This window comes from Ramlibacter sp. (assembly GCF_036383835.1).
Lineage (GTDB): Bacteria > Pseudomonadota > Gammaproteobacteria > Burkholderiales > Burkholderiaceae_C > Ramlibacter.
The window spans coordinates 24,720-38,672 of the sequence record NZ_DASVNN010000075.1; the positions used below are offsets into that span (position 1 = coordinate 24,720).

Here is a 13,953-nt window from a genome sequence, read left to right on the forward strand (position 1 = left end):
TCAGGCCAGTTCTTCCTTGCGGATGCGCGTGATGGGCGCCAGCACCGTCGCCAGGCCCTGCATCTGCGCGAGCACCTCGTTCATCGTGCCTTCGCGCACGCTGTGCGTCAGCAGGATGATGTCGGTCTGGGTGGAGCCCTGGCCGCCAACGGCGGAGGCCTCGCGCTGCAGCATCGCGTCGATGCTGATGCCGGCGTTCGCCAGCAGGCTCGCCACCTTGGCCAGCACGCCGGCCTGGTCGGCCACGCGCAGGCGCAGGTAGTAGCTCGTGACCACCTCGCTCATGGGCAGCACCGACTCGTCGCTCAGGGCCTCCGGCTGGAACGCCAGGTGCGGCACGCGGTGCGCGGCATCGACCGTGTGCAGGCGCGTGACGTCCACCAGGTCCGCGATCACGGCGCTGGCGGTGGGCTCGCTGCCCGCGCCCTTGCCGTAGTACAGCGTGGTGCCGACGGCGTCGCCCTGCACCATCACCGCGTTCATCGCGCCTTCGACGTTGGCGATCAGGCGCTTGCGCGGCACCAGCGTCGGGTGCACGCGCAGCTCGATGCCCTTGTCGGTGCGCTTGGTGATGCCCAGCAGCTTGATGCGGTAGCCGAGGTGCTCGGCGTACTCGATGTCCTGCGAGGAGAGCTTGGTGATGCCCTCGACGTAGGCCTTGTCGAACTGCACCGGCACGCCGAAGGCGATGGCGCTCATGATCGTCGCCTTGTGCGCGGCGTCCACGCCCTCGATGTCGAAGGTCGGGTCGGCCTCGGCGTAGCCCAGGCGCTGCGCCTCCTTCAGCACCACGTCGAAGTCCAGGCCCTTGTCCCGCATCTCCGAGAGGATGAAGTTGGTGGTGCCGTTGATGATGCCGGCGATCCACTCGATGCGGTTGGCGGTGAGGCCCTCGCGCAGCGACTTGATGATCGGGATGCCGCCGGCCACGGCGGCCTCGAAGGCCACCATCACGCCCTTGTCGTGCGCGGCGGCGAAGATCTCGGTGCCGTGCACCGCGAGCAGCGCCTTGTTGGCGGTGACGACGTGCTTGCCCTGCGCGATGGCTTCCATCACCAGCTGGCGGGCGATGCCGTAGCCCCCGATCAGCTCGATGACGATGTCGATGTCCGGATTGGCGATGATCTCGCGGGCATCCTTGACCACCCTGGCGTTGCCGCCGACGACGGCTTCGGCGCGCGCGGTGTCGAGGTCCGCGACCATCGTGATTTCGATGCCGCGGCCCGCGCGGCGCTTGATTTCGGCCTGGTTGCGCTTCAGGACATTGAAGACACCGCTGCCCACGGTGCCGATGCCCAGCAGGCCGACTTGGATCGGTTTCATTTGGAGTTGCGTTTGCGATATTGGTCGAGGAAGCGCGCGATGCGGCCGACGGCCTCGCGCAGGTCGTCCTCGTGCGGCAGGAAGACGATGCGGAAGTGCTGGTTGTCCGGGTAGTTGAAGCCCGAACCCTGGACCAGCATCACGCGCGTCTGCTGCAGCAGTTCCAGGAAGAACTGGCGGTCGTCCTGGATCGGGTACAGCTTGGGATCCAGGCGGGGGAACATGTAGAGCGCCGCCTGCGGCTTGTTGCAGGCGACGCCGGGGATGGCGGTGATCAGCTCGTAGGCGAGGTCGCGCTGGCGGCGCAGCCGGCCGCCTGGGCCCACCAGCTCGTTGATGCTCTGGTAGCCGCCCAGCGCCGTCTGGATCGCCCACTGGCCCGGCACGTTGGCGCACAGGCGCATGTTCGAGAGCATGGTGAGGCCCTCGATGTAGTCGGCGGCCGCCTTCTTGTCGCCCGAAACCACCAGCCAGCCGGCGCGGTAGCCGCAGGAGCGGTAGCTCTTGGACAGCGAGTTGAAGGTCAGCGTGACCACGTCTTCCGACAGGCTGGCGATGGCGGTGTGCTTCACGCCTTCGTACAGGACCTTGTCGTACACCTCGTCGGCCAGGATCACCAGGCCGTGCTGGCGGGCGATCGCGACGATCTCCCTGAGCAGCTCGTCGGAGTACAGCGCGCCGGTCGGGTTGTTCGGGTTGATCACCACGATGCCCTTGGTGGCCGGCGTGATCTTGCGGCGGATGTCCTCGGGATCGGGCATCCAGCCGTTGGCCTCGTCGCACATGTAGTGCACCGGGGTGCCGCCGGCGAGCGCCGTGCAGGCGGTCCACAGCGGGTAGTCCGGCGAGGGAATGAGCAGCTCGTCGCCTTCGTCCAGCAGCGAATTGGTGGCGAGCGCGATCAGCTCGCTCGCGCCGTTGCCCAGGTAGACGTCGTCGAGCGTGACGCCCTTGATGCCCTGCTGCTGCGTGTAGTGCATCACCGCCTTGCGCGCGGCGAAGATGCCCTTGCTGTCGGAGTAGCCCGCCGAGTTCGGCAGGTTGCGGATCATGTCCTGCTGGATCTCCTCGGGCGCGTCGAAGCCGAAGGGCGCGAGGTTGCCGATGTTCAGCTTGATGACCTTGTGGCCCTCCTCCTCCATCTGCCGGGCGGCATCCATGATGGGGCCACGGATGTCGTACAGGACGTTGGCGAGCTTGGCGGACTTGTGGACGGTCTTCAATGGCCCTCCCGAGGGCGGTGAGACGAGGTGAAACCTATAATTTGACCATAAGTCCATGCGCGCGCTCCCGAGCAAGGACACCACTCCCACTTCCCTTGAAGCTCCAGCCCGATCAATCCGACGTCCAGACCATCAGCGGCTACGGCCCGGGCTGGGTTTCCGTGGCCGGTGAAAAGATCACGCATGGCGTCGTGATCGCCTCCAGCGGCGAACGCATTCCCTGGGCGGCGCACTACGAGGACCTCGGCCCCGCCGATTTCGAGGTGCTGGCCAAGCTGCGCGTGGAGGTGGTGATCTTCGGCAGCGGCGCGCGCATCCGCTTTCCCCGGCCCGCGTGGCTGGCGCCCCTGGCGGCGCGGCGCATCGGCATCGAGACCATGGACACCGCCGCGGCCTGCCGGACGTACAACATCCTGGCGCAGGAGGGTCGCGAAGTGGCAGTAGCCCTCCTCCTCGAAACGGCACCCTGATCCCCCCGGGCGCGGAATAGGCTTTTGGCGGTAAAATCGCGTGTTGCGGCTCGGCCTGCGCGAAGCCTGCCGCCAACGAGCAAGACTGTCACACACCACAGAACCACATACCCCGCTAGGACTCTATGGCGATCGTTGTCAACAAACCCCTCCCAGAATTCGAAGCGAACGCCACCGGCGGCCTCAAGGTCACCAACCAGTCCCACCTGGGGCAGATCCTCGTGCTGTACTTCTACCCGAAGGACAACACCCCCGGCTGCACCACGGAAGCCATGCAGTTCCGCGACAAGTACAAGGACTTCGTGAAGGCCGGCGCCGTGGTGTTCGGCGTGTCGCGCGACAACATGAAGTCGCACGACGAATTCAAGTCCAAGCTGGAACTGCCCTTCGAGCTCATCGCCGACACCGAGGAAAAGATGTGCCACATGTTCGGCGTGGTCAAGAACAAGATCATGTACGGCAAGAAGGTGAAGGGCATCGAGCGCAGCACCTTCCTGGTGGGCGCCGACGGCATCCTCAAGCAGGAGTGGCGCGGCCTGAAGGTCCCCGGCCACGTCGACGAGGTGCTCAAGGCCGTCAAGCTGCTGAAGAAGGCCGCCTGAGCACGGACGCTGCTGCCCGGCTTTGACGCTTCAGCACAACAGGCCGCCGTCCGACATTGTTGCGTCACGGCGGCTGTGCATAATGGGTTCATGCCGTTGATCACGACGCACCGCGTCATCACCGTCAGCCCGCAAGAAGCCGCCCGGCCCGCCTGGCGGCTTTTTTGTTTCCCGCGTATCTCATCCGGAAGCCGTACCACCCATGCCCCTGCCTCCTGCACCGACCAAGCGCGCCACCATGCTTTCGCCGGCAGCCTTCGACGCTCCGGCCCGTTCCTCGCACAAGGGCGCGCGAAAAACGGAGGCTCCGGCAGCTGAAACGCTGCTGGAGCGCCCGCAGGCGCAGGACGACTTCGACCCCCGCGCCGGCGGCGGCGACGTGCCGCTGGGGACGTACGACGAAGCGGACGTCGAGACCTACCTGGACGAGCCGCAGCCGGCGGCCAGGCGCAAGAAGGACGTGACCGTCCCGGCGCCCCAGCCCAAGAAGAAGAAGTCCAACGGCCCGGCCAAGATGTTCGTGCTCGACACGAACGTGCTGATGCACGACCCGATGAGCCTGTTCCGCTTCGACGAGCACGACATCTTCCTGCCGATGATCGTGCTGGAGGAGCTCGACGGCCACAAGAAGGGCACCAGCGAGGTCGCGCGCAACGCCCGCCAGGCCAGCCGCTCGCTGGACGCCCTGGCCGGCACGCAGGGCGCGGACATCGCGCACGGCCTGCGGCTCGACACCACCGGCCACAAGGAAGCCGGCGGCTGCCTGTTCTTCCAGACCATGCCGCTGTCCACCACCGGGCTGCCGCTGGGCCTGCCCCCGGGCAAGGCCGACAATCAAATCCTGAGCGTCGTGCAGGCGCTGCAGGAAAAGCATGCGCCGCGGCAGGTGGTGCTGGTGTCCAAGGACATCAACATGCGCGTCAAGGCGCGCGCGCTGGGCCTGGTCACCGAGGACTACCGCAACGACAAGACGCTGGACGACCTGGACCTGATGTATTCGGGTTCGCTCGCCCTGCCCCCGGACTTCTGGTCCAAGCACGGCAAGACGGTGGAGAGCTGGCAGTCGGGCCAGCACACCTTCTACCGGATCAGCGGGCCGATCGTGCCCAGCCTGTTCATCAACCAGTTCGTGTTCTTCGAGGCGCCGGGCGAACCCAGCCTCTACGCGCGCGTGACCGAGATCCGCGGCAAGACGGCGGTGCTCAAGACGCTGAAGGACTACGGCCACCTGAAGAACGCGGTGTGGGGCGTGACCACGCGCAACCGCGAGCAGAACTTCGCGATGAACCTGCTGATGGACCCGGAAGTGGACTTCGTGACGCTCTCGGGCACGGCGGGCACCGGCAAGACGCTGATGGCACTGGCCGCGGGCCTCACGCAGGTGCTGGACGAGCGCCGCTACACCGAGATCATCATGACCCGCGCCACCGTGAGCGTGGGCGAGGACATCGGCTTCCTCCCCGGCACCGAGGAGGAGAAGATGGGCCCGTGGATGGGCGCGCTGGACGACAACCTCGAGGTCCTGGGCAAGACGGAAGGCACCGGTGGCGAATGGGGCCGCGCCGCGACCAACGAGCTGATCCGCTCCAAGATCAAGATCAAGAGCATGAACTTCATGCGCGGGCGGACCTTCCTGAACAAGTACGTGATCATCGACGAGGCGCAGAACCTCACGCCCAAGCAGATGAAGACGCTGATCACGCGCGCGGGCCCCGGCACCAAGATCATCTGCATGGGCAACCTGGCGCAGATCGACACGCCCTACCTCACGGAAGGCTCCTCGGGCCTCACGTTCGCGGTGGACAAGTTCAAGGGCTGGCCGCACAGCGGGCACATCACGCTGGCGCGGGGCGAACGGTCGCGGCTGGCGGATTTCGCTTCGGACGTCTTGTGATCGTCACCCCCGCGGAGGCGGGGGCCCAGGGCATGCAGAAGGGGCGCGTCGCGCCCCTTCTGCTTTTGGATGCCTTGGATCCCCGCCTGCCCGGGGATGACGGTTAACCGCGTTGCGCGTTCGGGTCGCAAGGCGGGCAGGCCGAGATGCTGCGCCCGAACGGCGTGTAGCGCAGCACCTTCGACAGGCCCTCGCGGCCGCTGGCCGCACGGGCCACCAGCGCGCTGGCGCCCAAGGCACCGGCCGTGCGAACGAGGTAGTTGCGATGCTTGCGCGTCACCTGCCACAGCGCGATGCCGATCGCCAGCACCAGCCAGTGCTCGCCGGGAAAACCGGGCCGTGCCTCGTCGGCCGCCTTCATCTTGTCCAGCGTCGACGGCCCCTCCAGCCCCGGCGGCACCTGCTCGGCGGGCACCGGCACGTTGGCCTCGGCAAGGGTAGGCACCAGGTCGATCTCTTGCATGGTCTTCTCCAGGATCTGCTGGAGCCAGCATCGCCCGCCCTGCGGCCGCGCCACGTAGGAACGCGGCGTGGAAGCAGCGCCTTAAAAGTCGTCGCTGCCGCCGCTGGCGAGGTTCTCGAACTTGGTCAGCTGCTTCATGAAGGCGAGCTTCACCGTGCCCGTGGGGCCGTTACGCTGCTTGCTGATGATCACTTCCGAGACGCCCGGCTCCTTGGAGTCCTTGTTGTAGTAGTCGTCGCGGTAGATGAACATGATCACGTCGGCGTCCTGCTCGATGGCGCCCGATTCGCGCAGGTCGCTCATCATCGGGCGCTTGTCGGTGCGCTGCTCCACCGCGCGCGACAGCTGCGACAGTGCGATCAGCGGGCAGCCGAGCTCCTTGGCCAGCATCTTCAGGCCGCGCGAGATCTCGCCCACGGCGGTGGCGCGGTTCTCGTCGCTCATGCCGCCGGACACGCTCATGAGCTGCAGGTAGTCGACCACGATCAGGCCCAGCTTGCCGCCGCACTGGCGCGCAAGGCGCCGGGCGTTGGCGCGCAGTTCGCTCACGGTGAGGCCGGGCGTCTCGTCGATGTGCAGCTGGATGTTGCGCAGCTTCTCGATCGCTTCGGTGAGGCGCGGCCATTCGTCGTCGGTCAGCTTGCCGGTGCGCAGGTGGCCCTGGTCGATGCGGCCGATGGAGCCGACGATACGCACCGCCAGCTGGTTCGCGCCCATTTCCATGGAGAACACCGCCACCGGCAGGCCTTCGTTGAGGGCCACGTGCTCGGCGATGTTGATCGCCAGCGAGGTCTTGCCCATGGAAGGGCGGGCCGCCAGGACGATCAGGTCGCCGGCCTGCATGCCGGACGTCATGCGGTCGAAGTCGTAGAAGCCGGTGGGCACGCCCGTGATGTCGTTCGGGTTGTCCGCCATCTCCTGGACGCGGTCCAGCAGCGTGACGACGAGGCTGTCCATCGAATGGAAGCCCTGCTTCGACCGCGAGCCCTCTTCCCCGATGTTGAAGATCTTCTGTTCGGCCTCGTCGAGGATCTTCTCGACCGGCTTGCCCTGCGGATTGAAGGCCGCCGTGGCGATCTCGTCGCTCGCCGAGACCAGCTTGCGCAGCACCGAACGCTCCCGCACGATCTCGGCGTAGCGGCGGATGTTCGCCGCGCTCGGGACGTACTGGGCCAGCGAGTTCAGGTAGGGCAGCCCGCCGATCTCCTCGGCCTTGCCCTGCGACTGCAGCGCCTCGAAGACGGTGATCACGTCGGCCGGCTTGCTGGCATTGACCAGCAAGCCGATCGCGGCGTAGACCAGCTTGTGCTCGTAGCGGTAGAAGTCGCCGTCGACCAGCAGGTCGCCCACGCGGTCCCAGGCGCCGTTGTCCAGCAGCAGGCCGCCGAGCACGCTCGACTCCGCCTCGACCGAATGCGGCGGGATGCGCAATTGCGCCACCTGCCGGTCACGGGGGAAATCGTCTTCGACGGCACTCAACACTGCGGACATGGGGCTCTCATTTCTCTCCACGGATTGTCCGGCCAGGGGCGGCAAGGTCCAAGGAATAACTGTGTGGATATCCAGCCGTCAGGCTGTGGAAATCGCGGGACAAGTCCGCCGGACAAGAAAAAAGCCGCCCGGGGGCGGCTTTCCTGGAAGGCGGGAGGCTTACGCCGTCTCGCCGTACACCGTCGCGTTGATGTCGACCACCACGTCCGTGTGCAGCGCCACGGAAACGGTGCTGTCGCCGACGGTCTTGATCGGGCCGTTGGGCATGCGCACCTGGGCCTTCGCGACCGGGAAACCCATCTTGGTGAGTTCTTCGGCGATGTCGTGGTTGGTGACGGAACCGAACAGGCGGCCGTCGACGCCGGCCTTCTGGGTCAGCTTGACGGTCTGGCCGGCCAGCTTCTCGCCCTGGGCTTGCGCTTCGGACAGCTTGGCGGCGGCCTGCTTTTCCAGTTCGGCGCGCTTGGCTTCGAATTCGGCCTTGTTGGCCTCGGTGGCGCGGCGGGCATGGCCCTGCGGGATCAGGAAGTTGCGGGCGTAGCCGTCACGCACCTTCACGATCTCGCCCAGGTTGCCCAGGTTGACCACTTTCTCGAGCAGGATGACTTGCATGGCTACTTCCTCAGATGCGGTGCTGGTCGGAGTACGGCAGCAGGGCCAGGAAGCGCGCGCGCTTGATGGCGGTGTTCAGCTGGCGCTGGTAGATCGCGCGGGTGCCCGTCAGGCGCGCCGGGATGATCTTGCCGTTCTCGGAAACGAAGTCGCGCAGGGTGTCGATGTCCTTGTAGTCGATCTCTTCGACGCCGGCGACGGTGAAGCGGCAGAAGCGCTTGCGCTTGAACAGCAGCGACTGCGTGTTGCGCTTCGGACGCTTGTCCTTGTTGAACTTCTTGAATCCGGGCATGGTGGACTCCTATGAATGTTGATCTTGCTGGAATGACTGGATGTGCAGGACCGGGTGCTTGCCGTGGCGGAACGCCGCGAGAAAGCCCGTGAACCGGAACGAACTGCCGATCGCCTGGCGGGAGAGCGTTTCCGCGTCGGTCCCGAAGGCAACGGCCCTGATCTCCACCTTCACCTGCCGCCTGGTTCCCGCCTCCACCGTCTCCGACTCGTGTTCGAGCCGCAGGTCGAGGGCGGGCAGTCCGGCGGGGGTGTAACGCAGGGGCTTGGCCTCCGCGATACGGGCGCTCAGGAGCGTCTGGTTCACACCCGGCGAGTTCTCGCCGCTTAGGACTGGAACTCCGCCTGTTGCGCCTTGCGGGCTTCCTCGCGCTCCACGGTCTTCATCATGGAGGACGGGCCGGTGTCGGCCTTCTTCTTCACCACGGTCAGGTGGCGCAGCACGGCATCGTTGAAGCGGAACGCATGCTCCAGCTCGGACATCACGGCCTGGTCGGCCTCGATGTTGATGCACAGGAAGTGGGCCTTGGCGAGCTTGTTGATCTGGTAGGCCAGCTGGCGGCGGCCCCAGTCCTCGACACGGTGCACCTTGCCGTTGCCGGTGGTGATCATGCCCTTGTAGCGCTCCAGCATGGCCGGAACCTGCTCGCTTTGATCCGGGTGGATCAGCAAGACGATTTCATAGTGACGCATTGAAACTCCTTGTGGATGGGTGCGCCGCGTGGCACGCGGCGCGTCTGGAATAGCCGCCTCCGGCGTCAACACGGGGTGCGGCAAGGGGAAAGCCCGCGATTATAGCCCGCGGGTCCCGCTGCCGTCCGGCAGGGGTTCAGTGGCCGTTGAGGGCGGCTTCGAAGCGGGCGAATTTCAGGGGCAGCACCGCGGCCCGGATGCGCGGCGCCAGCGCCACCAGTTCCTCGAGGTTTTCCGCCGCTTCCACCGCCAGGTGCAGGCGGCCGCCGCGCGCGCCAAGCTCCGCGGTGAGCTGGATCGCCACCTTGTAAGCGCGCAGGTAGCGCTCGTACTCCGCCTGCGAGGCCGTGGTGGCGGCCGGGGGCGTCAGGGGCATGGGCTCGCTGTAAAGCGGAGCCGGCGCGCTGTCGATGGCCGGCAGCCGGCTGTCGAGAGGCGCGGGACCGCTGGCGCCGCCCTCTTCCGCCACCAGCCCCATTTCGACCAGCCGGTGGATGTCCGCGAGCGTGACGCCGCCTTGCGCCGTGGCCGCCAGCACCTCGTCCAGGCTGCGCTTGCCATCCAGCAGGATCAGCGCGGTGCGCTGGCGCGGCGACAGGCCGGAGGAGCGATCCTTCAGCACCTGGTGGCCGGCGGCGGTCTTGGACAAGGTCATGACAGTTGCGGATTACGCCATCAAAAAGCCCGCACGAGGCGGGCTTTTTTCGCGTCTCCCCCAAACGGATCAGTCGCGCGAGTAGATGTCGACGTCCTTGGTTTCGCGCACGAACAGCATGCCGATCACGAAGGTGCCCGCCGCGACGATGACCGGATACCACAGGCCGTAGTAGAGGTCGCCGGTCGCCGCGACCATCGCGAAGGCGGTGGTGGGCAGCAGGCCGCCGAACCAGCCGTTGCCGATGTGGTACGGCAGGCTCATCGAGGTGTAGCGGATGCGGGTGGGGAACAGTTCCACCAGCATGGCGGCGATCGGGCCGTAGACCATGGTCACCAGGATCACGAGGAAGACCAGGATGGCCAGCACCGTGACCGTGTTCATCTTGGCCTTGTCGGCCGGCTGCGTCAGGCCGGCGGCCTTGGCGGTGTCGCCCAACTGCTTCTTGAAGTCCGCGATGGCCTTGCCGGATTCCGCGGAGAAGCCGTGGCGCTGCTCGTTGAGCGTCGCCGACGGCGCGGTGATGACCGTGCCGCCGATGGTGATCGTCGCCGCGGACCCCGCAGGACCGGCCACGTTCTCGTAGGGGATGTACGACTGGGTCAGCGCGCGCTTGGCGATGTCGCACGCGCTCGTGAAGTCGATCTCGCGGGCGATCGGGCTGCCCTGGAAGGAGCATTGCTTGGGATCGGCCGTGACCGTCACCTTGGTGGCCTGCTGCGCCGCGACCAGGCCGGGATTGGCGGCCTTCAGCAGCATCGGGAACACCGCGAAGTAGGTGAGCGCGGCGATCAGGCAGCCGGCCATGATGATCGGCTTGCGGCCGATGCGGTCCGACAGCGCGCCGAAGACGATGAAGAAAGGCGTGCCGATCAGCAGCGAGGCGGCGATCAGCAGGTTGGCCGTCGTCACGTCCACCTTGGCGATCGTGGTCAGGAAGAACAGCGCGTAGAACTGGCCGGTGTACCAGACCACGGCCTGGCCGGCGGTGAGGCCCAGCAGCGCCAGGATCACGATCTTCAGGTTGCGCCACTCGCCGAAGGATTCCTTCAGCGGCGCCTTGGAGGTCTTGCCTTCCGACTTCATCTTCTGGAAGGCCGGCGACTCGTTCAGGCTCAGCCGGATCCACACGGACACGGCGAGCAGCACGATCGACACCAGGAAGGGGATGCGCCAGCCCCACTCGGCCCAGGCCTTGGGATCCATGGACTCGCGCACGCCCAGGATCACCAGCAGCGACAGGAACAGGCCCAGCGTCGCCGTGGTCTGGATCCACGAGGTGTAGGCACCGCGCTTGCCGTGCGGCGCATGTTCGGCGACGTAGGTCGCCGCGCCGCCGTACTCGCCACCGAGCGCAAGGCCCTGCAGGAGGCGCAGCGCGATCAGGATCACCGGGGCGGCGATGCCGATCGCCTTGTAGTTCGGGAGCAGGCCCACGATGAAGGTGGACGCACCCATGATCAGGATCGTGACCAGGAAGGTGTACTTGCGCCCGATCATGTCGCCCAGGCGGCCGAACACGATGGCGCCGAAGGGGCGCACCAGGAAGCCGGCCGCGAAGGCGAGCAGCGCGAAGATGTACCCCGAGGTCGGGTCCAGGCCCGAGAAGAACTGCGCGGCGATCACCGCCGCCAGCGATCCGTACAGGTAGAAGTCGTACCACTCGAACACGGTGCCGAGCGAGGAGGCGAAGATGACCTTCTTTTCCTCTCGCGTCATGGGCGCGCTCGCGGCGCCCGGCCCCATGACATTCGCGGATGCTGTTGCCATGTTGTCTCCTCAGGGATGGCCCTTGCGGGCCCTATGGATGGGAAGGGGCAGTGTTTGGACGGCGTCTGACGCCAGCCTGACGCACCCCCGCCGTTCTTCCTAGGAGATTCCCCTAGTCATCCGGACGCGACCCGCAACCAGGCTCACTGCCCAGGTTGTCACCAGGCCGACGGGGACGCCGAAAACCGCCGCCGACAGGGGCTGGATGCCGAACCACAGCTGCTGCCCCGGGGGCAGCCCGAGGAGTGCACGCACCGGCGCGGCGTTGCTGGCCATGTAGTACACGGTGACGCACAGGCCCGCGAGCATGCCGGCGGCGGCGCCGCTGCGGTTGGCGCCGCGCCAGAAGATCCCGAGCAGCATCGCCGGGAACAGCGCCGAGCCGGCAAGCGAGAACGACGCGGAGACCAGCGGCAGGATGTCGGCCGGCTTGCCGGTGGCCACGATCGCGGCGATCAGCGCCACCCCCATCAACACGAACTTCGACAGGATCACGCGCTGCTGCGGCTTCAGCTGCGGGCGCACGTCGTGGCAGAACAGGTCGCGCACCAGCGCATTGCTGATGGTGAGCAGCAGGCCGTCGGCCGTGGAGAGCGCCGCCGCCAGTCCGCCCGCGGCGACCAGGCCGGAGATCACGTACGGCAGGCCACCGAGCTCCGGGGTCGCCAGCATGATGATGTCGGCACCCAGGCGGATCTCGCCCCATTGCAGGATGCGGTCGCCGTTGACGTCGGCGACCGAGAGCAGCGATGGGTCCACCCTGCTCCACTGGGCGATCCACGCCGGCAAGGCATCGAAGCTGCTGCCCACCAGGTTGTTCATCACCTCGAACTTCACCAGCGCGGCGAGCGCCGGCGCGCTGACGTACACCAGCACGATGAAGAACAGCGACCAGGCGACCGAGGACCGCGCCGCCGCAACGGTCGGTGTCGTGTAGTAGCGCGTGAGCAGGTGCGGCAGTCCGGCCGTGCCCACCATCAGGCAGAACATCAGCGCAAGGAAGTTGCGCCGCGAGGTCTCGAAGGCCTCGCGCTCCTGCGCCGAACCCTCGGGGTCGCCGGCGAAGGGCTGGGTGTGGCGGGGCATGCCCCCGAGCGGCTTGGCGCGGTCGTAGCTCTCGTGCAGCGCGCGCGTCCAGGTTTCGCGCGCGGTGGCGGCATCGCGCGGCAGCGAGGCGAGCGCCCGGTGCGCCTGCACGATCTGCGCGGAATCGGCGCCCTGCGCCTTGAGCGCGCGGATGCGCTGCTGCGCGGCGGCGCGTTCGCGCGCGAGCGCGCCTTCCACGTCCTGCAGCCGCGCCTCGTACTCGCGCGCGCGCCGCAGGAAGATCGCCGCGACCTCGCGTTCCGCCGGATCCTGCGCGATCCGGTCCTCCAGCGTGCGGATGCGTTCCAGCTGGGTGCCGTACACCAGCGGCGCCGCCGGCTGCCCGAGCTGCTTGTACGCGAGCCAGGACACGGGGATCAGGAAGGCGAGCAGCATCACCACGTACTGCGCCACCTGCGTCCAGGTGATGGCCTTCATGCCGCCCAGGAAGGAGCAGAGCAGCACGCCGCCGAGACCGAGCAGGATGCCGATCTCGAACTGCACGCCCGTCAGCCGCGAGGCGATCAGGCCGATGCCGTAGATCTGCGCCACCACGTAGACGAAGGAGCAGATCACCGCGGCGAACGCGCCGAGGCGGCGTGGCCATTCGCCGCCGTAGCGCACGTGGAAGTAGTCCGGCACCGTGTACAGGTTCAGGCGGCGCAGGTGCGGCGCGATCAGCAGCGCCACCAGGCAGAAGCCGCCGGTCCATCCCAGCACGTACGCGAGCCCGCCGGCCTGCGCGTCGGTGCCGCCGTAACCCTGGAGGTAGAGGCCGCCCGCCATGGAGATGAACGAGGCGGCGCTCATCCAGTCGGCGGCGGCGGCCATGCCGTTGTAGACCGGCGGGATGCGCCGCGCGGCGACGTAGTACTCCTCCGGGTCGGTGGTGCGGCTGCGGATGCCGATCACCGCATACATCATCACGGTGGAGAACAGGAAGATCGGCCCGAGCCAGAAGCGCGAGAGTCCCTGCTGCTCGGCCCACGCGAGCACCAGCAGGAACACGGCGAAGCCGGTGATGAAGTAGAACAGGATGCGGCCGACGCGCCGCTCGTAGCGGTTCACCGGCGCGCCCTCACTTGACCTCGTCCACGCCGGGCGGCAGCGCGTCTTCCGGCGCCAGCCGGTTCATCGCCCAGGCATAGCCCGCCACGATGGCGATGAAGGCCAGGAGCGCGCCCTGCGCCGCGAACCAGTAGCCGAAGCGCCAGCCGAAGAGGCTGAAGTCGAGCGCGCGCGCGAAGAAGCTGGTGCCGAAGGCGACGCCGGCCCACAGCAGCAGCAGCACCAGCTTGAGGGCGCGCACGCGGGGTTGGCGCTCCGCCGCGGACTGCAGGTCATCCATTGCGCGATCATCGCATCGCCGCGCCGGCGCCG

The 13,953-nt window shown here is 67.3% G+C and carries 15 protein-coding genes; 3 read left to right on the forward strand and 12 right to left on the reverse strand.

Going from position 1 to position 13,953, the window contains the following annotated elements:
• Nucleotides 1-1,323 carry a homoserine dehydrogenase gene (locus VF522_RS12900; protein ID WP_330908674.1) on the reverse strand — a complete coding sequence of 441 codons (1,323 nt, stop codon included), beginning with the start codon at nucleotides 1,321-1,323 and terminating at the stop codon, nucleotides 1-3.
• A complete protein-coding gene (locus VF522_RS12905) occupies nucleotides 1,320-2,546 on the reverse strand; it encodes a pyridoxal phosphate-dependent aminotransferase (RefSeq protein ID WP_330908675.1) in 1,227 nt (408 codons plus the stop codon). The genes VF522_RS12900 and VF522_RS12905 overlap by 4 nt, the downstream gene beginning before the upstream one ends.
• 95 nt (nucleotides 2,547-2,641) lie before the next feature.
• On the opposite strand from VF522_RS12905, the gene VF522_RS12910 reads away from it, so the two are divergent.
• The 3 genes from VF522_RS12910 (at nucleotide 2,642) to VF522_RS12920 (ending at nucleotide 5,512) form a co-directional block, all read left to right on the forward strand.
• Nucleotides 2,642-3,016, forward strand: coding sequence for an Mth938-like domain-containing protein (locus tag VF522_RS12910; protein ID WP_330908676.1), 375 nt, complete (start codon nucleotides 2,642-2,644; stop codon nucleotides 3,014-3,016).
• 125 nt (nucleotides 3,017-3,141) lie between these two features.
• Nucleotides 3,142-3,618 carry a peroxiredoxin gene (locus VF522_RS12915; RefSeq protein WP_330908677.1) on the forward strand — a complete coding sequence of 159 codons (477 nt, stop codon included), beginning with the start codon at nucleotides 3,142-3,144 and terminating at the stop codon, nucleotides 3,616-3,618.
• Nucleotides 3,619-3,820: 202 nt separating this feature from the next.
• On the forward strand, nucleotides 3,821-5,512 hold the full coding sequence (locus VF522_RS12920; RefSeq protein WP_330908678.1) for a PhoH family protein: 1,692 nt from the start codon (nucleotides 3,821-3,823) through the stop codon (nucleotides 5,510-5,512).
• Between the two features lie 103 nt (nucleotides 5,513-5,615).
• On the opposite strand, the gene VF522_RS12925 is transcribed toward VF522_RS12920, so the two are convergent.
• From VF522_RS12925 to VF522_RS12970, 10 genes are all read right to left on the reverse strand, one after another.
• Entirely contained in the window at nucleotides 5,616-5,975 is a 360-nt protein-coding gene (locus VF522_RS12925) for a hypothetical protein (protein WP_330908679.1), read from the reverse strand.
• A gap of 81 nt (nucleotides 5,976-6,056) precedes the next feature.
• Nucleotides 6,057-7,466 carry a replicative DNA helicase gene (gene dnaB / locus VF522_RS12930; RefSeq protein WP_330908680.1) on the reverse strand — a complete coding sequence of 470 codons (1,410 nt, stop codon included), beginning with the start codon at nucleotides 7,464-7,466 and terminating at the stop codon, nucleotides 6,057-6,059.
• 159 nt (nucleotides 7,467-7,625) lie between these two features.
• On the reverse strand, nucleotides 7,626-8,078 hold the full coding sequence (gene rplI / locus VF522_RS12935) for a 50S ribosomal protein L9 (RefSeq protein WP_330908681.1): 453 nt from the start codon (nucleotides 8,076-8,078) through the stop codon (nucleotides 7,626-7,628).
• Between the two features lie 10 nt (nucleotides 8,079-8,088).
• Nucleotides 8,089-8,370, reverse strand: a complete 282-nt coding sequence (rpsR, locus tag VF522_RS12940; protein ID WP_330908682.1) for a 30S ribosomal protein S18 — start codon at nucleotides 8,368-8,370, stop codon at nucleotides 8,089-8,091.
• A gap of 9 nt (nucleotides 8,371-8,379) precedes the next feature.
• Complete coding sequence (gene priB, locus VF522_RS12945; RefSeq protein ID WP_330908683.1) at nucleotides 8,380-8,676, reverse strand: primosomal replication protein N; 297 nt, start codon at nucleotides 8,674-8,676, stop codon at nucleotides 8,380-8,382.
• Between the two features lie 20 nt (nucleotides 8,677-8,696).
• Nucleotides 8,697-9,062 (reverse strand): 30S ribosomal protein S6, encoded by a 366-nt coding sequence (gene rpsF, locus VF522_RS12950; protein WP_330908684.1) that lies wholly within the window; start codon nucleotides 9,060-9,062, stop codon nucleotides 8,697-8,699.
• A 136-nt stretch (nucleotides 9,063-9,198) separates the two neighbouring features.
• Nucleotides 9,199-9,717, reverse strand: coding sequence for a hypothetical protein (locus VF522_RS12955; protein WP_330908685.1), 519 nt, complete (start codon nucleotides 9,715-9,717; stop codon nucleotides 9,199-9,201).
• Between the two features lie 69 nt (nucleotides 9,718-9,786).
• Nucleotides 9,787-11,487: an MFS transporter gene (locus VF522_RS12960; protein ID WP_330908686.1), complete on the reverse strand. Its 1,701-nt coding sequence runs from the start codon at nucleotides 11,485-11,487 to the stop codon at nucleotides 9,787-9,789.
• Nucleotides 11,488-11,586: 99 nt separating this feature from the next.
• Nucleotides 11,587-13,641: a VC_2705 family sodium/solute symporter gene (locus VF522_RS12965; protein WP_330908687.1), complete on the reverse strand. Its 2,055-nt coding sequence runs from the start codon at nucleotides 13,639-13,641 to the stop codon at nucleotides 11,587-11,589.
• Between the two features lie 10 nt (nucleotides 13,642-13,651).
• Nucleotides 13,652-13,921 (reverse strand): DUF4212 domain-containing protein, encoded by a 270-nt coding sequence (locus tag VF522_RS12970; RefSeq protein WP_330908688.1) that lies wholly within the window; start codon nucleotides 13,919-13,921, stop codon nucleotides 13,652-13,654.
• Nucleotides 13,922-13,953: the final 32 nt, after the last annotated feature.